This window comes from Brevibacillus panacihumi, assembly GCF_003710985.1.
In the GTDB taxonomy this organism is placed as follows: domain Bacteria; phylum Bacillota; class Bacilli; order Brevibacillales; family Brevibacillaceae; genus Brevibacillus; species Brevibacillus panacihumi.
Genome location: NZ_RHHT01000056.1, coordinates 38,769 through 57,713, shown reverse-complemented (window position 1 = coordinate 57,713; position 18,945 = coordinate 38,769). Strand labels below are relative to the sequence as shown.

At 49.2% G+C, this 18,945-nt stretch carries 16 protein-coding genes, 1 pseudogene and 1 riboswitch; of the genes and pseudogenes, 12 read left to right on the top strand and 5 right to left on the bottom strand.

Annotation, left to right across the window (positions count from 1 at the left end):
* Positions 1 to 18 precede the first annotated feature (18 nt).
* Together EDM58_RS20930 and EDM58_RS20925 are read left to right on the top strand one after the other, a co-directional pair.
* Positions 19 to 1,056, top strand: a complete 1,038-nt coding sequence (locus tag EDM58_RS20930) for an ABC transporter substrate-binding protein (protein ID WP_122915045.1) — start codon at positions 19 to 21, stop codon at positions 1,054 to 1,056.
* A 297-nt stretch (positions 1,057 to 1,353) separates the two neighbouring features.
* Positions 1,354 to 1,893, top strand: a complete 540-nt coding sequence (locus EDM58_RS20925; protein ID WP_122915044.1) for a DUF4269 domain-containing protein — start codon at positions 1,354 to 1,356, stop codon at positions 1,891 to 1,893.
* On the opposite strand, the gene EDM58_RS20920 is transcribed toward EDM58_RS20925, so the two are convergent.
* Complete coding sequence (locus EDM58_RS20920; protein WP_246000925.1) at positions 1,890 to 2,444, bottom strand: hypothetical protein; 555 nt, start codon at positions 2,442 to 2,444, stop codon at positions 1,890 to 1,892. The genes EDM58_RS20925 and EDM58_RS20920 overlap by 4 nt on opposite strands.
* Positions 2,445 to 2,616: 172 nt before the next feature.
* On the opposite strand from EDM58_RS20920, the gene dacB reads away from it, so the two are divergent.
* From dacB to EDM58_RS20895, 5 genes are all read left to right on the top strand, one after another.
* Complete coding sequence (gene dacB / locus EDM58_RS20915; protein WP_122915043.1) at positions 2,617 to 5,505, top strand: D-alanyl-D-alanine carboxypeptidase/D-alanyl-D-alanine endopeptidase; 2,889 nt, start codon at positions 2,617 to 2,619, stop codon at positions 5,503 to 5,505.
* A gap of 140 nt (positions 5,506 to 5,645) precedes the next feature.
* Complete coding sequence (panD, locus tag EDM58_RS20910) at positions 5,646 to 6,038, top strand: aspartate 1-decarboxylase (RefSeq protein WP_122915042.1); 393 nt, start codon at positions 5,646 to 5,648, stop codon at positions 6,036 to 6,038.
* Positions 6,035 to 6,772 (top strand): YheC/YheD family protein, encoded by a 738-nt coding sequence (locus tag EDM58_RS20905; RefSeq protein WP_122915041.1) that lies wholly within the window; start codon positions 6,035 to 6,037, stop codon positions 6,770 to 6,772. Before panD ends, EDM58_RS20905 begins: the two co-directional genes overlap by 4 nt.
* Positions 6,773 to 6,857: 85 nt before the next feature.
* On the top strand, positions 6,858 to 8,057 hold the full coding sequence (locus EDM58_RS20900; RefSeq protein WP_122915040.1) for a DUF418 domain-containing protein: 1,200 nt from the start codon (positions 6,858 to 6,860) through the stop codon (positions 8,055 to 8,057).
* 169 nt (positions 8,058 to 8,226) lie between these two features.
* The gene (locus tag EDM58_RS20895; RefSeq protein WP_122915039.1) at positions 8,227 to 9,399 is read left to right on the top strand and encodes an acyltransferase; all 1,173 of its coding nucleotides are present in this window, start codon (positions 8,227 to 8,229) and stop codon (positions 9,397 to 9,399) included.
* Positions 9,400 to 9,477: 78 nt separating this feature from the next.
* On the opposite strand, the gene EDM58_RS20890 is transcribed toward EDM58_RS20895, so the two are convergent.
* From EDM58_RS20890 to EDM58_RS20880, 3 genes are all read right to left on the bottom strand, one after another.
* Positions 9,478 to 10,776: an aminotransferase class I/II-fold pyridoxal phosphate-dependent enzyme gene (locus EDM58_RS20890; protein WP_122915038.1), complete on the bottom strand. Its 1,299-nt coding sequence runs from the start codon at positions 10,774 to 10,776 to the stop codon at positions 9,478 to 9,480.
* Between the two features lie 198 nt (positions 10,777 to 10,974).
* Positions 10,975 to 11,730: a CAP domain-containing protein gene (locus EDM58_RS20885; protein WP_122915037.1), complete on the bottom strand. Its 756-nt coding sequence runs from the start codon at positions 11,728 to 11,730 to the stop codon at positions 10,975 to 10,977.
* Between the two features lie 8 nt (positions 11,731 to 11,738).
* A riboswitch (cyclic di-AMP (ydaO/yuaA leader) is annotated at positions 11,739 to 11,889 on the bottom strand.
* Between the two features lie 90 nt (positions 11,890 to 11,979).
* On the bottom strand, positions 11,980 to 12,327 hold the full coding sequence (locus EDM58_RS20880; RefSeq protein ID WP_122915036.1) for a rhodanese-like domain-containing protein: 348 nt from the start codon (positions 12,325 to 12,327) through the stop codon (positions 11,980 to 11,982).
* A gap of 416 nt (positions 12,328 to 12,743) precedes the next feature.
* Here EDM58_RS20880 and EDM58_RS20875 point away from each other — a divergent pair, with 416 nt between their 5' ends.
* Positions 12,744 to 12,947, top strand: a complete 204-nt coding sequence (locus tag EDM58_RS20875) for a cold-shock protein (RefSeq protein ID WP_023556900.1) — start codon at positions 12,744 to 12,746, stop codon at positions 12,945 to 12,947.
* Between the two features lie 162 nt (positions 12,948 to 13,109).
* On the opposite strand, the gene EDM58_RS20870 is transcribed toward EDM58_RS20875, so the two are convergent.
* Positions 13,110 to 13,550 (bottom strand): hypothetical protein, encoded by a 441-nt coding sequence (locus tag EDM58_RS20870; protein ID WP_122915075.1) that lies wholly within the window; start codon positions 13,548 to 13,550, stop codon positions 13,110 to 13,112.
* 439 nt (positions 13,551 to 13,989) lie between these two features.
* On the opposite strand from EDM58_RS20870, the pseudogene EDM58_RS20865 reads away from it, so the two are divergent.
* The 4 genes and pseudogenes from EDM58_RS20865 to EDM58_RS20850 all read left to right on the top strand — a co-directional run bounded on the left by EDM58_RS20865 (position 13,990) and on the right by EDM58_RS20850 (position 18,944).
* Positions 13,990 to 15,961 (top strand): annotated as a pseudogene (locus tag EDM58_RS20865) (EAL domain-containing protein).
* Between the two features lie 408 nt (positions 15,962 to 16,369).
* Entirely contained in the window at positions 16,370 to 16,963 is a 594-nt protein-coding gene (locus EDM58_RS20860; RefSeq protein ID WP_122915035.1) for a YqaA family protein, read from the top strand.
* Positions 16,964 to 17,186: 223 nt separating this feature from the next.
* Positions 17,187 to 18,131 carry a metal ABC transporter solute-binding protein, Zn/Mn family gene (locus tag EDM58_RS20855; RefSeq protein WP_122915074.1) on the top strand — a complete coding sequence of 315 codons (945 nt, stop codon included), beginning with the start codon at positions 17,187 to 17,189 and terminating at the stop codon, positions 18,129 to 18,131.
* An 84-nt stretch (positions 18,132 to 18,215) separates the two neighbouring features.
* A complete protein-coding gene (locus EDM58_RS20850; protein WP_122915034.1) occupies positions 18,216 to 18,944 on the top strand; it encodes a metal ABC transporter ATP-binding protein in 729 nt (242 codons plus the stop codon).
* Position 18,945: the final 1 nt, after the last annotated feature.

The following is an 18,945-nucleotide window of genomic DNA, read 5'->3' as shown; positions in this document are numbered from 1 at the left end:
TAGGTGAGAGAAACCATCATGAGAACGAAAAAGAATTGGATGAAAAGCATTCTGGCATTTGGTTTGGCTGCAAGCATGGCGGCTTGCGGAAGCAGCAATACCGCAGCTCCGGCTGCTCCGGATTCGAATCCGCAGGCAACAGGCGGAGGGGAACCGACAAAACTGACAGTCGCTTTGGACTGGTATCCCAATGCGGTCCACTCCTTTCTGTACGTAGCTCAGGAGAAGGGCTTTTTCAAGGAAGAGAATCTGGATGTTGACCTGCAAATGCCATCTGACAGCAACGACCCGCTGAAGATGGTAGCGGCAGGCAAAGTAGACCTGGCGATCAGCTATCAGACACAGGTGGTTCAAGCGAGAGCAGAAGGCATTCCTGTCGTTTCTGTAGCGGCTTTGGTCAGACATCCGCTGAACGCGATCATGACCAGAAAGGATAGCGGACTGGATTCTCCGGAGAAGCTCGCAGGCAAAGCCATCGGATTTCCGTCAATACCGTTCAACGAATCCATCGTACGTACAGCAGTCAAACATGCTGGCGGAGACGACTCCGGGCTGTCCTTTATCGACATTGGCTTTGACATTGTGCCTGCCTTGACCGGCAAAAAGGTGGATGCCGTAGTCGGAGGGTATATTAACCACGAAGGGCCCATTTTAGAGAAGCACGGTGTGCCGCTTAACATTTTCAAACCGACTGACTTCGGGGTGCCTGACTATTACGAACTGATCTTGACGACAAGCGATGATCAGTGGGAACAGAAAAAGCAAGCGTTCGAGGCATTTATGCGCGCGGCTGCAAAAGCACAGAAATACGTCGCCGAGAATCCAAAACCGGCTCTTGATCTGCTTTTGGCCAAGCAGGCGGAGGAGTTCCCGCTCGAGGAGGACATCGAGACGAAGAGTCTGGAGATCCTGTTGCCGTTGATGGATGCAGGAGACAAGCCTTTTGGCTACCAGACAGAGGAATCCTGGCAGACGCTGATCGACTGGATGAAAAAGGAAAAATTGATTAGCGGAGATGTTCAAGCAACTCAAATCGTTCGTCAGTTTGTGAATTAAACGATTGTTTAAACTCCTGAAAGCAACATCTTTGTCATATTATCGGGTTTCTTTTCCATGAAAACGGTTTTATAATGATGATGAATGCTTGTATGAGGAGACTGCGTGATGAACGATAATCAGAATCGCAATGAAAATAAATGGGTCATGTGGGGCTTTATCGGCACCGTCCTCGCTTGTGCGATCGCGATGTTCCTTTTTATGTACTATATGAGCAAGTAGTGGCTCACCGTAAAAACCACTGTGAAGACAGTGGTTTTTGTTTTTACTCCCCAGTATGGAAAGGAGAGAAACGGCTTGTTGACTGATTGGCAGACATTAAAGGCTGGCAACCCCAAACAACAGCTGGCGTATCAGGCTATTACTGAACTTCGCATTCCAGAGGAGCTGGCTTCGTATACGCCTGTCTTGTGCGGGACGATTCCCATTGAAATCGACACGGATCAATCCGATCTGGACGTGATCATGGAGGTACATGATTTTACCCGATTTCAACAGGATGTGACCTCGTTGTACGGGGGGCTGCAGGACTTTGTCATCACACAAAAAGAACGGAACGGGATTCCGACGATCAAAGCCAATTTTTTTTACAGCGGATTTGCCTTTGAGCTGTTCGGCCAGCCAAGACCCGTGAAAGAGCAAAACGCCTACCTTCATATGATTGTGGAGCATGCGCTTATGGAGAGGGACCCCGGACTCAAGGAGACGATCTTGAGACTCAAGGAGCAAGGCATCAAGACCGAGCCGGCTTTTGCCTGCGCCCTGCAATTGCCGGGAGATCCCTATATGGCGCTCATCGATCTGGGAAAGCAATTGGGGATATTGCCAGACCGTTAACGTGAAGGCGTTTGTAATCGTTGCAATGTATGGGCGATCTGGTCCAACGCAAGCCCATTCAATTCCGCAAATCCGACTCCCCGCAGGGCGATGGTGCGCCCGCCTTGGACAGGATATACTCCTTGCCATACCCCGACGAGACGATAAAGATTGGTTCCGTGCACCTTTTTGAGAAAAAGCACATACTCTCCTTCGCTCAGGGGCCCTGGGTAGGTGAGATTGAGAGGATCTCTGGCGTCTGGCAATGGCTCAATGCCTGTTGTCAGCAGTTGGATGACTTGCGGGGCAGAGCCTTTCCAGGTGCGCTGGACCCGAAAGGACTGTACGTAGTTGAGCACCTTCCCCTGTCGCAGGGAAACTCCCGTTGGAGCAGATTGGTATTGACTGTCGGTGCGGCCTGAGACGATGAGATCACCGGCTTGTACCAGCTCGTGGACATTTTTTACAGGGGTGGGGTCGACGCGCAGGCGAGCCAGGTCAGGGGGAGCAGCGAATGCCGGACATGCCAAAGTCAGACAGAGGACAACAGTCGAGAAGAAGCGAATCAGCACAGGAAATTCCTCCGTTCGGTCATGTTTTCTCTAGTATGGACAGCAACAGGTACGTTAGTCGCAAGAAGTATCCTGATAATTGTGTTACTATTTAGAAAAATAAGACTCGTACTCTGGCTTTTTCTCTGATACTGGAGAGCCGCCTGTACGACAATATGAGAAGGAGGAGCCTATGAATCAAAAAGTCAAACAAGCCTGTATGTGGCTGATGGTGTTGGCCATGATTCTGTCTGTTTCGGCGGCACCAGTCTATGCCGAATCAGGGGCAGAAGCAGTGTCGCCCCTTCAGGCACAGATTGAAAAGCGCTTGTCTGATCTGAAAAAAGATGACAACAGCGTCGGTCTTCATGCGGGAATTGCCATCTATGATTTGACAGAAAAGCGCTTCCTGTATCAGCATCAGGCGAAGAGAAGCTACATCCCGGCATCGACACTGAAACTGTTCACGACGATTACGGGATTGGATCGCTTGGGACCTGATTATCGATGGAAGACAGAGGTACTTATCGACGGCTCTCTTGTCGGAAATGGCGTTGTCCAAGGGAATCTGATCCTAAAGGGCTATGGCGATCCCAGTCTGAAACAAAGCGATCTGCGCGACATCGCATTGGCCCTGAAGGAAAAAGGGATCCGACGCGTGACGGGGAAGCTGCTCGTCGATGAAAGCTATTTCGATACACAGCGTCTAGGAATGGGCTGGATGTGGGATGACGAGCCTTACGGATACAGTGCCCAGATCAGCGGCCTGGCGGCAGAGAAAAACAGCGTGACCGTGACGATTACACCTGGGAAAGCCTCGGCCCCCGCTGTCACTTTACAGCCTGCGACTACATATGTGGCCATCACCAATCAGATCCAGACCGTTCCGAACAGCGGTTCGACATCCATCACTGTCGAACGTCCCCGAGGAAAAAACGAAATCATTCTGAAAGGGACGATCGGGGCACAAGCCAAGCCCTATCAAGAGGCTGTCACGATGGAAGACCCGGCTCTTTTTGTCGGAGAGCTGTGGCGGGACATTCTGCTGCAGGAAGGGATCATCACTCCGGCACAAAAGGGTATCGAAAAAACAGTGGCAACACACGGAACGGCACTCCACACGCACTACTCCAAACCGCTTTCCGAGCTCGTGATCGAATTGAACAAGGAAAGCGACAACTTTTACGCCGACATGCTGCTGAAGACATTGGGAGCCACCCAAAAAGGAGAGGGCAGCTTTGCGGCGGGAAGCGAAGCGGTCCGCGACATGCTGAAGCACGCCGGCATCAATTCCGGTTTCCGAGTGGTCGATGGTTCCGGGCTTTCCCGCTTCAACTGGATCACGCCTGAGCAGATGGTGACCATGCTTGCTTTTGTGCAGGAGCAGAGCTATCGCGAGGCTCTGGAAGCATCACTTCCGATCGCTGGCGTGGATGGTACCCTCAAAAACCGCCTGAAAGGGACGATTGCCGAAAAGAAAGCGATCGCGAAGACGGGCTCGATGGGCGGAGTCAATACCTTGGCTGGCTATGTCACAGCACAAAATGGACATAAGCTTGCCTACGTGATCATGACCAATGGGGTGTATAAATCCAAGTATGCAAGAGATCTGCAAGACCAGATCATCGTACTGTCGACTGCGTATCCCCAGCTCAGCATGCCGGATGGGTATGCATCGGACGGACAAAAAACATACAAGCTGTCTGCAACACTCGATCCCATCCTGGATCAGCCGCAACTGGAGAATCTCGCCGTCGGACTGCTGGTCAAATCCGTAGACTCGACCGGTGATGAGGCGGTCTGGTACGAGCGGGATGCCGATACTCTCCTGACACCTGCAGCGAATGTCAAAATGCTGACAAGTGCAGCCGCCTTGTCGCAGCTTGGACCTGAATATGTATACAAGACGGAGCTGTACACAGATGCAGCCAAGGCTGATTCTCCTGTGATCCAGGGAAATCTGTATGTAAAAGGATACGGGGACCCTACGATCCACACAGACGATTCGTTAAAAGTGCAGAACGGCGTATCTGTGGAGCAGATCGTAGACGATCTCAAAAAACGGGGGATCAAGCAGATTACCGGAAATCTGATACTGGATGAAACCTATTTTGACCAAGAGCGTCTGGGTCTTGGATGGACATGGGACGATGAGGATGAAGCGTTCAATCCGCGCATCGGAGCCTTGTCGCTCAACAGGGGAACGATTGCACTTGCTTATGAGCCGGGAGACCAGGAGGGGGATGCTGTTCGCGTCAGCCTCTATCCGAATACTTCTTACCTGAGCGTGAAGAACGAAGCCGTCACGGTAGAAGGCGGTAGAGATTCTGTTGTCATCGAGCGTGACCGAGGAACCAATCAGATTCGCCTGACGGGGACTTTGCCTCTGGATGATCAGGGTGGCGCCAAACGAATCCCGGTCGAAGAGCCTGCGATGTATTTCGGTACGGTATTAAAGGAGAAGATGGAAGAGGAGGGGATCCGTTTTTCCGGCAACAGCAAAATTGTCTTGGGTGCAGTACCCGCAACTGCTGTTAAGCAATCGGAGTTTACTTCCCAGCCGCTTCGCCAAATCGTAGATTATATGAGCAAACAAAGCGACAATGGATATGCCGAAATGATTTTGAAGAGCATCGGTGCGCACAAACAAGCGAACGGCAGCGCCGACTCCGGTGTCCAGTCGGTGTTGGAGATGGTGCAAGCCATGGGCGGCAAAACCAATTTTGACATGATGGACGGATCGGGCCTCACTCGCTACAACCTGATTTCTCCAAGGCACTTCGTGTCTGTCCTGGAAGGCATGAGCAAGCAGCACGAGATTTCACCTGTCTTCGAAGAGGCGCTGTCACTGGCTGGAGTAGACGGGACACTGGAGGAGCGCTTTATCGGAACCGCTGCAGAAGATAATCTGACTGGCGTGACAGGCTCCATGACCGATGTGCGAAGCCTGTCCGGTTACGTGACCACGAAAAGCGGTGAGAAGCTGGTGTTCTCGCTGATCATCAATGGGTATATGTCGAACGACCTGGATCTAAACCGTATCGAGGAGCAGATTGTCAACAGCCTGGCAAGCTACGATTAGCGGTGTCATACGACGAAGCGGGGGATCTTCCCCTGCTTTTTTGTCTGGTAAAAACCGCTTCACGCAACACGAATGGGTTCATGGACATCCTGCTGCACATAGACTAGGAGCATCTGGATCGGGAAAGGGGTGCTTGCCTAGTGCAGCGGCATATGTGCAAAGGCAAAATTCATCGAGCGACCGTCACGCAAGCTGAGCTTGACTATGTAGGAAGCATTACAATCGACGAAGACTTGATGAGGGCGGCAGATATTCTTCCCTATGAAATCGTTCAGGTGACCAGTCTGCGAAACGCGACCCGTTGGAAAACATATGCATTGCCGGCTGAAGGGGGAAGTGGAAAAATCTGTTTGAATGGTCCTCCTGCTCATCTGTTTTCGCCTGGCGATCTTGTCATCATACTCAGCATGGGAATGTACGACGAATGGGAAGCGAGACAATTGGTGCCGAAAGTCGTCTTTGTCGATGACAAAAACAGAATTACCAAAGTAGAGGAACATCATCTGATTGTGAATGGGGAGATGAAGCAATAAAAGCGCCAAACGTAGGGAAATGGAGCAAGCATCAGCATCTCGCAAAGGATGCGTTTTTACAGGCGTATTTGCCGCCGACGAAGCGATTCTCCCCCGCAGCTCTGTGGGAGTACATCGAGAACTATGGTGATGTCATTCTGAAGCCATCAGGCGGAGGGGGAGGAGCAGGGATCATCAAAGTGAGCAGCCTGGATGGGGAGCGATATCAAATCCATGCGGGTTCGCTTCGGCGGGTTGTGCAGGGAAAAGAGGCCGTTCTCCATACAGTGAGGCCATTGTTTCGTCCGAAGATATACTTGTTGCAGCCCCATCTTTCTTTGGGTAGGATAAATGGACGGCCATTTGATGTGAGAGTGATGGTGCAGCGGACAAGGAGCAGCCAGCCTTGGCAGGTTACAGGATGGCTGGCTAAGCTGGCAGGTCCGGGGTATGTAGTAACGAATGTAGCCCGCAGTCGAGGCAGTGTACTCTCGCTTCAAAACGCCATCCTCCGCTCAGGGATACCAAAATCGCCTGATCTCTTGTCCGAGCTCAGGAAGGTAGCATTGGCAGTGGCTTCCTGCTTGGGGAAAGCCTATCCTGGCTTGCGAGAGGTAGGATTGGATGTAGGATTGGATCAAGAGGGAAAGATATGGATTATCGAGGCCAATTTTCGGCCAGCAATCTCCTTGTTTCAACGATTGCCTGACAAGACCTTCTTACACAGAATCAAAGCGTTTCGCATTCGGAAATGAATGAATCCGCCGGAGCACCGGGAGTCATGCTGCTGCATGCCGTTTCTCTTCGCTCCTTCTATCAGAACCAGAAAGGATGACATGCGTGAATTTACTTCCTGTCTCAGAGGGGGATCGCATCCACCAGCTGGATGTGATTCGAGGCTTTGCCCTTCTGGGAATCGTGCTGGTCAATATGCCTACATTTCTGCACCCGATGTTGTTCCTACCAGCAGATGCCCTCCCCATCCAGCACACGCGAGCGGACGAATGGCTCCGGCTTTTTTTCAACATGTTTATCCAGACGAAGTTTTATACCATTTTTTCCGTTTTATTTGGTGCAGGGTTCTTCCTCTTCATGCATCGAGCCGAACAGAAGGGCCTCCCGATCAGACGTCTTTTTGCCAGACGCTTATGGGTGCTCCTGGGGTTCGGCATGCTGCATCTCATCTTCCTGTGGTACGGTGATATCTTGCACACCTATGCGCTGGCAGGAGGCATTCTTTTATGGTTCTACCGCAAGAACCGCAAAACGGTGCACGCCTGGGCATGGTTTTTGCTGATCTTCTACCAGGGCCTGATGACGCTCCTGCTCTTTCTCCCGTCTGATCCGGCTTCAAAGCAAATGGAAGTCAAAGCAGGCCTGACGGAAACGGCCCTGCAAGTATACAACGAAGGCTCCTGGTCGCAATGGATGGAATTTCGTCTATCTTACGAGCTTCCTTACGTAATCTCCAATGAATTGTTTGCCGTAATAACTGTCCTGCCGCTTTTTTTATTTGGATTTTCTTTAGCCAGACAAGGCTTGTTTCACCGTACGGCGGACTTTCTGCCAGCGATTCGACGCGTTTGGTGGATTTCACTCGTTGCCAGTCTTCCATTGGCAGCGATGATTCCGCTTTTACAGGAAGGGGTTGTGGTACTCCCAGCCTCTGTGGATACAGGGGTCCTTGTCTTCGTAGGGTGGAGTGGGCTGACGCTTTGCGTCTTTTACATCGCTTCCTTGATGCTGCTGTGTGCAGATGAAGCGTGGAGGAAGAGATTGATGCCTCTTGCCTTTGTGGGGCGGATGGCGTTGAGCAATTACGTATTGCAGACGATAGTATTTACTGGAATAGTTCGCCTCTTTCACTTGTACGGTACGGTAAGTTTGCTGACTGGCGTAATCATCTGTCTGATTCTGTTTGTTTTCCAAATCATCTGGAGCCGCTGGTGGCTAGCCCGTTACACCTATGGCCCGATGGAGTGGGTGTGGCGCTGTATGACCTATGGAACGCGGATTCCCATCCAGAGAATCAAGTCTTGAAGGGAACCGAGTAGCAGAATGAAAAGAAGCCAGCTATATTCTTGCGAGATGGCAAGGGATAGCTGGCTATTCCTTTTTCTTAAACTTGCGATCCTTGCTTCAAAAAAGTAGTATGGATAAAGAGTTTGTTGTTTTGCAAATAATGGAAAACGTTGGAAGGTGCGGATGTATGCGAAAAGAACGAATCGCAGAGCTTGAGCTAATTCGCTCCTTTGCGTTTTTGGCTGTCGTGTATCAACATGTCATCGGAATCTATATGCGAGTACCCGGGATTGATCAACAGACCGCGATGGTTTATGGAATGTGGTTTCATCTACTGAAATTCGCCGTGCCTGCTTTCGTATTTATCACGGGTCTAGTCTTGTTTTACAACTACTATGAGAAGATTGCCTACTTGAGTTTTATGCGAAAAAGGATTACGGAAATTCTGCTCCCCTATCTCGTGTGGTCGGTCGTCTATCTTCTTTTGTCCCCAGATTTTCAAAAGGGGGGAGATGGTGGAGGAGTCTGGAATCTAAGCAAGACCATCCTGACAGGGACAGCTTCCTACCATCTCTGGTTCGTTGTGATGATCTTTCAGTTTTATCTGTTCTACCCCTGGTGGCAGCAGGTGTTTCGTTTCTTGCGGCGACAGGCGAAGACCCTCCTGCGCTTTATCATTATCGCTGCGGGAGTCAGTTTGGTGTATGGCGTGATGATGTGGTTTTCGCACCGCTATATTCCCGCACATGGTTTCTCCTTTCACAACGTATGGCTGGATACCTATTTCATCAAATATCGGGATCGCAACGCTCTTTACTACTTCTTCTATTTCCTGCTGGGAGGCATGGTAGCAGTCCTGTTGACCGTATTTCGGGCAAAAATCAAGCAGTATTGGACGTGGATCTGCATCTCCTTTGCTTTGCTTTACGGATACGTGGGATACGAGCTGATCCGTGATTCGGGAAGCGGTCTGATCAATCTGAACGTCGCCACTTCCCTGAAGCCGTCCATGTTCTTGTATACGGTGGCTCAGCTTCTGTTGATCTATGGTTTGGCGCTTTGGCTCTTGAGAAATCAACGCCTGTCTGCGATGCTGACTCGAATCGGTCAGTATTCGTACGGTGCTTATTTGATTCACGCGCTGGTTCTGACCTATGTCATGCAAGGGCTGCGCGCTTTGCAATGGTTCCATGAGGGCATCCTCGGCAGTCTCGTCGCGTTTGTGTTGTGCTCGTTGCTGTCCTTCGCCATATCATATGGCCTGAGCAAATTGCCATTGGGCTGGCTATTGGTGGGGGCTGCAAAAAAGAAACGGGCGAATCCTCCTGCAGCGCAATCGTCCAGAAAGGCAGCGGTGTAAACGTACAAAAAACGCTCTGGCGCAGAAGTGCTTCCACTTCCAAGCCAGAGCGTTTTGTATGGTAGGGGAGAGACGAATTTAGCGCTTGTTCTCCAAATCCTTGACACCTTGATAGACCAGTTCAAACAGTTCTTCCAGATCGGCTTCCTCGATGCAGGAGAAGGCAATGCGCAGGTCTGTCTGGCCAAGGGCGATCGTGCCTACGCCATAATGGTCCAGCAAATGGGTGCGCAGGCTTTCAGCATCGACTGTAGAAAGCTTGAGGCACATGAAATAGCCGGAATTGAACGGATAGTAGCTCCACGCATCATTGTATTTGCCGCTGTCGAGAATGGCTTTCACGCGGTTGGCGCGGCCTTTCATGATCTCGAATTTCTCCTGTTTCTGTTGCAAGAAATCAGGGGAGTTCAGCGCGTTCAGAACAAAGGTCTGAGAAGGATGCGGGCCGCTTGAAATCGTGGAGCGGATGATCCCGGTCGTTTTTTGTTCCAGCGCGCTGAGCAGGTCTGCAGAGCCGCCATACGTGATAAATCCGACGCGGAAGCCCCAGACATACTCTTCTTTTGTTGCACCGTCAACTTTGACCGGCAGAATGCGCGGATGCAGATCACATAGGCTGGCAAACAGGGATTCATGCATGGAATCTTCAAAGAACAAGCCAAAATAGGCGTCATCGGTGACGGCTACGATGTTGATGCCTTCCTCAGCACCAGCCTGGAGAGCCGCCAGAATCTGCTTGCCTTCTTCAGGACCTGGGGTGTAGCCGGTTGGGTTATTCGGGAAGTTGAGAACGACGATTGCTTTCCCTTTCCCTTTTTGGGCCAGAATGGCTTCGCGCAAACCATCTGCATTAAAGGTCATTTCTTCATTGTACAGCGGGTAGTACACCATTTCCGCACCGCGGCGAATGGAGAAGGTGAGCTCATAGTTCTCCCAGTTTTTGTCTGGGATAATCACGCTGTCTCCCACATCGGCAAACAGATCTGCTACGACGCTCAAGCCATGCGTCAGAGCATTGGTAACAATAGGATTACTGAATGACTTTGCAGCAAGGGAGGGTTGCTCCTCAATCATTTTTTTGCGCCATGCCGTACGCAATTCCGGTTTTCCGGCAGGTGGAGCGTATTCGTAGATGTCCTTGGGGTTATAGGCGCTCAGCGTATCCTGGATCACTTTGAGATGCATGGGCTGGCCTGCTTCCAGGGCAATCCCGATGGTCGCATTGTATTTTTTGGCTTTCGCCTTGGCCTCGGCAGATTGGCTTAGAATGCCTTCTTTCGGAAAATAGATGAGTCTGCCCAGGTGGGAAAGCATCTGAAAAACATGTGGATTTTCTCGTTGAATGGTTTGGTTCAATTGTGATGCCAGTGAATGCATGATATCCTCCCTCTTTTGCTTACGACAGTTGTTTTATCATTAAAGATAGCGTATCTACAAGCATTTGTCATCTGAAACGACGTGATTTTTCAAGCATTTTTGCACAAACATCCAAGCTTATGTAGGTGGACCTTGCCGTCCTGCCTAACGGAAAAAGCCGCGCTCCTCAACCGAGAAGTGCGGCCCTGCTGTTCAACCTTATCCTGCGAAGGTTTGAACCCAATATCCATTCACATATCCAACACCAATTTTGGTGAAGGCGCTATTCATAATATTTTGGCGATGACCCTCGCTGTTCATCCATTGGGTCATGACTTCTTGCGGGGTGCGTTGGCCCATTGCAATATTTTCTCCCGCGGTCATATAGGAGATCCCGAATTGTTTCATCATATCGAATGGGGAGCCATAGGTTGGGCTGATGTGATCAAAGTAGTTATTCTGGGCCATATCGGCCGCTTTTGCAGTCGCTACTTTGGAGAGTGCTGCATCGAATTGCAGTGGTGCGAGTCCTGCTTTGGCTCGTTCTTGGTTCACCAGATCAGCTACTTGCTTGGTAAAGGTAGCCGCTTGATCGCTTTGTGGCTGTGCTTGATTGACAGGTGCTGCAGGCTGTTGGTTCTGATTTGCAGCAGGTGTTGGTGCTTGGGCAGGAGCCTGTTGAACTGGTTTTTGTTGAACAGGTGCTTGTTGTACGGGTTTTTGCGGTACATAGGAATAGTAGTTTGTGACTGGCTGCTGTTGTTGGTTAGGAAGCTGAACTTGTGGCTGCATGTACCACTGCTTCATAGTGGGGAGCAATTGGGATAATGCCGCTGGATACGGGCATGGAGCCTTTTGAGTGAAATTTGCAGAAGTTGGGAATTGCGCAGCTGCAGATGCTGTATTTGCAAAGCCAGTCAGGCTGATTCCCAATCCCAATGCCAGTGCGATGGTAATAGTGCCGAATTGTTTCATTATTCACATCGTCTCCTTTTTTCTGCCTACGAGGTTAGTTGTCGGATTTGGGTTGAGGATACAACCCATCGCTGTGAGCGATTCACCCCAAGCGAAATTTCTTTCGCAATATCATCCCCCGCACTTCCAGCCAACTGGAAGTCTCGGCTTGTTTGTTTGGCATCAACCACTTTACCAAGGCTTCTACGAAAAGGGAACCTGTAAATAATGGGAGATGCCGCAAGCAGACGATGTCAGTCCTTCTGAACACTACTCTTGAACACTACTCTCGAACGCTTTCCACGCAGTCAGGCCACCTTCTAAAGAAAATGCCTGAAATCCGTGTTCCTGCAAAAGCGTGGCAGCTTTTCCAGCTTTGTTTCCCGATGTGCAAATTGTAATGATCGGTTTGTCTTTCCACAATTTCGCTGTAGCTTCATCTAAAGGTTCTTGCGTTTCTTTCATTCGCGTATAAGGACGATTGATCGCGCCTGCACGATTGGCCTGAAGGCTGCCGGCTAAAAATTTCTCTTCATCGCGCACATCAAGCAAGATCACATCCGTGTTCACTTCCAGCAACTCCTGAAGCTCATGGCAATTGATTGTCTTCTTGTCCATCATCAACCCTCCCGAACGTCATTGTACCAAATTTGAAGGTGTTGGTGGAAAAACCCGCAGATATTGATTTTGTTGGACAATCGTGGTAGGATAGATATGCTACTTGAAAAATCCGATACGTAAGGCCATTCATTGGATTGCGTTTTTGATATCTGATTCACACTGGCGCGGTCATCGGAGCCGCAAGGATGGAAGAGAGGCAGGGCTTTCGTTGTTTTTGGTTTCAAAAAGGTAACTGGCAAGTCCGGTTTTTGTTAGAAAGATAACCGCATATGTATGGAAGTAGGTATGATTTCACATATCATGAAGGGGTATCGTTGCTAGAATCATGAGGGTATGTCTTCATGATATGTGAGCTTTATTTGCTTCGGTAAATATGACTAGCATATTCAAATTGACTTTTGGAGGTTTTCTTCATGCAAACGAACGGAACAGTAAAATGGTTTAACGCAGAAAAAGGTTTCGGTTTCATTCAAGTAGAAGGCGGAGACGATGTATTCGTACACTTCAGCGCAATCCAAGGCGATGGTTTCAAAACCCTGGATGAAGGTCAACGCGTACAATTCAACATCGTTCAAGGCAACCGTGGTCCACAAGCTGAGAACGTAGTAAAACTGTAAGAGTCTCCTACGAAAAACTGTCCGCTAGCGGGCAGTTTTTTTCTTTTCTCGCCCATTCAGTTTCCAGTATCTGAAAAGAAAAGGATTATGGCAACGTGCCATAATCCTGCTTTCTTTTCCTTCTTCAGCATGCCCGAACGTTATCAAATTTTCAAAGAATCCTTACAGACAGTTTTCGATTTCAACTCTTTGGAACTGGCTGTCTAAAACAGTAAGGCCATTCAGGATGCCACCGCCAACAGCAGTCCGTGCATAGGTGTTGATCAAGACAGTCTCTTCATTGTCTTCCACTGTCAAGCGAACTTCGTAGTGGCTTCCTGCAGGGATTGCGGCATTGAATGCAGTCCGGGTATTGCCCATTAAAATTTGTGTTACATCGAGCGCAGTAGATACGGGATTGGTCTGCGTAACTGCTGTACCCCAGTTCAATACCTGTACGCGGATCTCTACGTCATCCAGATTGAGATTCACGACCTCAGCATGGACGTTGATCGCTGCCCCTAGATTATTTTGCAGGATTCCGGTGGTGCGCACCAAACTTCTGCGTGGTCTTCTTCCGCGTTCTCTGCGTTCTTCAAATCCGTCTTGTTCAAATTCTGCCATCCTCATTCACTCCATTCTCCTATTTGCTAGTGGGACAATAATACTGTATTTCGTCTTGTCTTCTTCGGTAACGGCGAACGTAGCGGCACGAAAAACCATTTCTATTCGGCAGGAGTGGAAGATCATGAATACAACGGAGCAAGCAAGACAAACATCCTTTTCAGCCCGTTTTGAATGGGGAGTATGAAGGGGCAAGTGTATGGATGTCCATTCAGCAGCCGGGACAAGAACGGATCACCATAGCTGTCCTGAGGATATCCGCCTTGCATCAATGGTTGACGCGAGCCGTACCGTCCCAGTACGAAATCAGGATGGCGCCTAGCGCAGCGCTAACCATTCCTCCCAGACTGTATGGCCCAATCAAAGGTCATTGCCCCAGCAATCGGGAATCACGAATATTCAAGGGATTCTGTCGAATATTTGTGAAATTTATCGATTAATGGTAGTCCTCCAGCATGATACAATATTCCTAAACTATGGAAAATCCTTTGAGGGAGAGCAAGGAGAAGGGGCGGGAAGAATGGGCAACGACCAGCATACATTTGGTCAGCAAGATGAGCAGCGCAATGCGATGGAAAATAGCGGGTATATCTCCATATCAGGAAACACGGATATCATACTGCAAATGAATATGATCCACTTAACAGAGGAAGATTTGTCTCTCATTTCAGCTTTCCGACCTGTTATTGTATCTCGCATTGAGCAGATTACTTCCTCCTTCTATGAATCGATTCTTCACGTCGGCAAGCTAAAAGAAATCATCACAAAACACACGACAGTAGAGCGTTTGCGTCTCACGTTATCCAACCACTTGATTGAGATGTTCTCGGGAAAAATCGATGAGGCATTCATCCAAAAGCGGTTGAAAATTGCCCTGGTGCATCAAAAAATCGGGTTGCCGCCAAAATGGTATCTGGGAGCGTTCCAGAATCTGCAAAACACATTGCTGCGTATTGCCCATGAAATGCGAAACGAACTGCCACACTATGACCGGTTTATCCAAGCCATTACGAAATTGCTCAGCTTCGAGCAGGAGCTGGTTTTGGAAGCGTATGAGGAAAAAACGCGTGAAGTAGAGCAAAAAGCAAAAGAATTCGTTGAGTATCAAGCGCATCATGACGAACTGACTGGTCTGCCCAATCGCCGCATGTTCCAGAAAGTCCTGCGGGAGGCTATCGCCCGCAACGAGAAGAATCGGACGAAGTTTGCCGTCCTTATGCTGGACATCGATCGCTTCAAATTAATTAATGATTCGCTAGGCCATACCTATGGGGACCAATTTTTGCAAGAGGTAAGCAAGCGGATACTCGCATGTGCGGAAGGGTATCAGGCTTTGGTTGCTCGTATGGGGGGAGATGAGTTTACCCTGATCTGTGAAGAGTGTCCGAATAGGGGGGCTGTGACTCGTCTGGCAGAAAGTCTGGTTGCGGCCATCGAAGTCCCTTATCACTTGAAGCAAAACGATTTTTATGTCTCGGCGAGTGTTGGAATCGCCGTGTATCCCGATCATGGTACCAACGAAGAAGAGCTGCTCCAAAAAGCAGATCAGGCGATGTATGAAGTGAAAAAGAACGGAAAGAACAGCTATCGCTTCTTCACCAGCGAATTGGACGAGCATTTACATACGAAGATAGAACTGGAAGCGGATTTGCGCAAAGCCATACTGCGGGAAGAATTTGTGCTCTACTACCAGCCGCAGATCCAAACAGGAACGAATAAGATGATTGGTGTGGAAGCGCTGGTCCGTTGGAATCATCCTGAAAAAGGCATCTTGTCTCCTGGTGTTTTCATCCCGATCGCAGAAGAGACAGGGATGATCCATGAGATTGGCACGTGGACGCTGCGGGAGGCCTGCCGTCAGATGCGTGAATGGCACTTGGCAGGGGGGGCCGCTCAATCCCGTCTCGGTCAATCTCTCTTCCCAGCAGTTCCATCAGCCCAATCTGATCGATTACATCCGTGAAATCCTGGAGGAAACCGGACTGGAGCCGAAATATCTGGAGCTGGAGATCACGGAGAGCATGATGATGGACGCCAAGGTATCGAAGAGCATTCTCCAAGAATTAGATGATTTCGGTGTAAAAATTAGTTTGGATGACTTTGGCACGGGCTACAGCTCCCTTAGCTACCTCAAGCAGTTCCCGATTCACAAACTGAAAATCGACCGTTCTTTTATAGCGGATATCACGAGAAATGTGAATGATCAGGCGATCGTCTCTACTATTATTTCCATGGCGAAAAACCTCAAAATGGACGTCATTGCAGAAGGAATCGAAACGAAGGACCAGCTCGAATTCCTGACCCGGAATTCCTGCGAGGAAATTCAAGGCTATTATTTTAGCCGTCCCTTACCCGCACCACAAGTAGAAGCTGCTTTTTTTGTTCCGCAGAGAAAGGAAAAGAATTTGTAAACATTCTCTGTACTTGTATAGCATGTCTAAACAGTGCATAATAAAAGAGAGCAGCAGTGAGAAAACGATAGCTTTGATTTAAAAGGGAGACCCATTTGCTATTTTTAGCTGAATTTGACGAATTTTATGTCTGCTAGGATAGCTTTCTCACGTTAACTTTTTTATAATATCCGTATAGGGTATTTTGTACTCGAATCTTCCATTGCCCAATACGCTGTCCGGCAACGTCGAAATCTGTGCTCTGCAAGTATGGATAGGGCCATCTCTTTCATGATGACGTTTGTTTCACTGGGTCACATGTTACAAGCTTCATGGAGGAAGATGAGGTAGAACGAGTTGAATTTTCTATAAAATCCAGAGAAAAAGGCATTGTTGACCCAGGGGTTTGCCGAGGATAGGAGTTGTGCAATGCTTCATAATCTAGTCGAATTGCTCAAAGAATTAGGACCCTGGGGGTTGTTTATCCACTCGTTTATAGATGCGGTCATCTTCCCCATACCCGCTTTTGTTTTGCAGGTATCACTCAGCATCCTCGATCCGTCTTCAGCAATATGGCTTGCTACCGTCGGATACATCGCCTGTCTTCTGGGTACGCCGTTTGGTTACATGATCGGGAAATTTGCCGGGGACAAATTCTTAAATAAAATCCTGAAAAAATCCTGGGTTGATTCCGCGACCAACATGTTTCAGAAAAACGGGGAAATGGCGATTCTGGTCGGTTCCTTTACGCCTATTCCGTTCAAGGTATTTACGATTCTCTCCGGGTGCTTGCACTTTCCGTTATGGAGACTGATTGCTTATGCGGCTATTGGGAGAGCAGTCAAATTCTATGCGGTCGGCATCCTGTTTTACCTGTATGGCAGAGCCGCTGCACATATGGCGAAGGATGTATCCCTCTACATCTTCCTTGCAGCCATTCCTTTGCTGGCATTGGTGATCTGGTTTAAACGCAGAAAAGACAAGAAACAAAAAGAAAATGAGACAGATTCCAGCAATGGGTAAGCCGTGTTGGAAGCGAGAAGCATCATTTCCACATCGATGGAGATGATGCTTCTTTTTTTGTCTCAAGAGCATTTCGGACAGGCCGGAAATTTTGTCACAGGAAAAATCTTGACAAATTTAGCCTGAGGAATATATTTTGTATATAGCAATAAAATTTGCCTTAAGGAAACATTTTTGTGAACGAGCATATTTTCAGGAGGAGAAGAGTGTGGGAAATCGAGGTATGATAGCAGCCATACGTAAGGTCGGAGTAAGTGTGTTCGCCTTGTCATTGTTTTTGACAGGTTGCGGAGCGACTTATACGCCAAACAGTACGGAGACTTCAGAGAAGAAAGAGACGATCACCGTTGTAACGACCATTGGACAGATTGCAGAGCCCGTCGCGGTCATCGGAGGGGACAAAGTACAGGTAACCAGTTTGATGGGTCCTGGGGTAGACCCGCATTTGTATAATGCCACGCAGGGGGATATCAAAAAACTCGAGAGTGCTGATTTGGTATTGTACAGCGGCATTCATCTGGAAGGAAACATGATAGACATTTTTGGACAAATCGGCAAATCCAAACCGGTATCAGCCATTGCGGAGGCGATCCCGAAAGAAAAACTGCTCAGCGATGAGGAGGGTCAGTTAGATCCCCACGTATGGTTCGATATTGATCTGTGGAAGATTGCGCTTGCGACAGCCACCGAAGAATTGAAAAAGCTTGCCCCCGAGCATGCCGAATATTTTGAAGGCAATAAAGAAAAATACTTTTCAGAACTGGACGCCCTCAAGGTCGAATCACAGGAAAAGCTCAAGCAAATTCCTCAGGAAAAACGAGTTCTCGTGACAGCGCATGATGCATTTGGCTACTTCGGCAGGCTGCATGAGATGAAGGTAGTCGGTCTGCAAGGATTGAGCACGGAGGATGAGATCGGGATCTCCGACATCCAATCTACCATTGAGCTGTTGTTGGCGCACAAGATTCCTGCCGTTTTCGTGGAGAGCAGCATCAATCAAAATTCGATTAAAGCCGTAATCGAAGGGGCAGGAAGCGCAGGGCTGGAAGTCAGGCTCGGGGGAGAGCTATTCTCCGATGCCATGGGTGACGCCGGCACTCCGGAGGGTACCTACATCGGGATGTACCGCCATAATGTCGAGACGATCTTCCATGCCTTGAATCAATAGGCGGGCACCTTTTGAATTGAGAATGATAGGTTGTATCACGCGAGCGCGAATGATGAAAACGCTCGAATGGAGAGGACGAGTAGCATGAGTGTTCTGGAGGTAGCGGATTTGACTGCTTCATATCGGAAAAACAAGGTTTTGCATGACGTCAGCTTCCAGGTGCAGGCAGGATCGCTGACGAGCATCGTCGGTCCCAACGGCGCGGGAAAATCGACGTTGTTAAAGGTCATGCTCGAGCTACACCCGAAGCTGTCCGGTTCCGTCTCTTTCTTCGGATCGACGCACAGCAAGATGAAAAAACGAATCGGCTATGTACCGCAGCGCGGATCTGTAGACTGGGATTTTCCGACCAACGCGCTTGATGTTGTGATGATGGGCTTGTATGGACAGGTTGGCTGGCTGAAATGGCCTACCCGGAGTCATCGGGAAAAAGCGCTGGCTTCCCTGGAGCAGATGGGGATGGCCGATTATGCATCGAGACAGATCAGCCAGCTCTCCGGCGGTCAGCAGCAGCGTGTGTTTCTCGCGCGGGCATTGGTCCAGGACGCGGATCTGTACTTCATGGATGAACCGCTGGCCGGGGTCGATGCAGCCACCGAGCACGCCATCATGACGACGTTGAAGGAATTGAAAAACAAAGGCAAAACCGTCATGGTTGTCCACCATGATTTACAGACGGTAGAGGATTATTTCGATCATGTCCTGCTTTTGAATAGAACCGTTGTCGCACACGGCAAGACAAAAGAGGTATTCACGAAGGACAATGTGTACCACGCTTATGGCGGGACGCTTCGCTGGATGAAGGAGGCGTAGA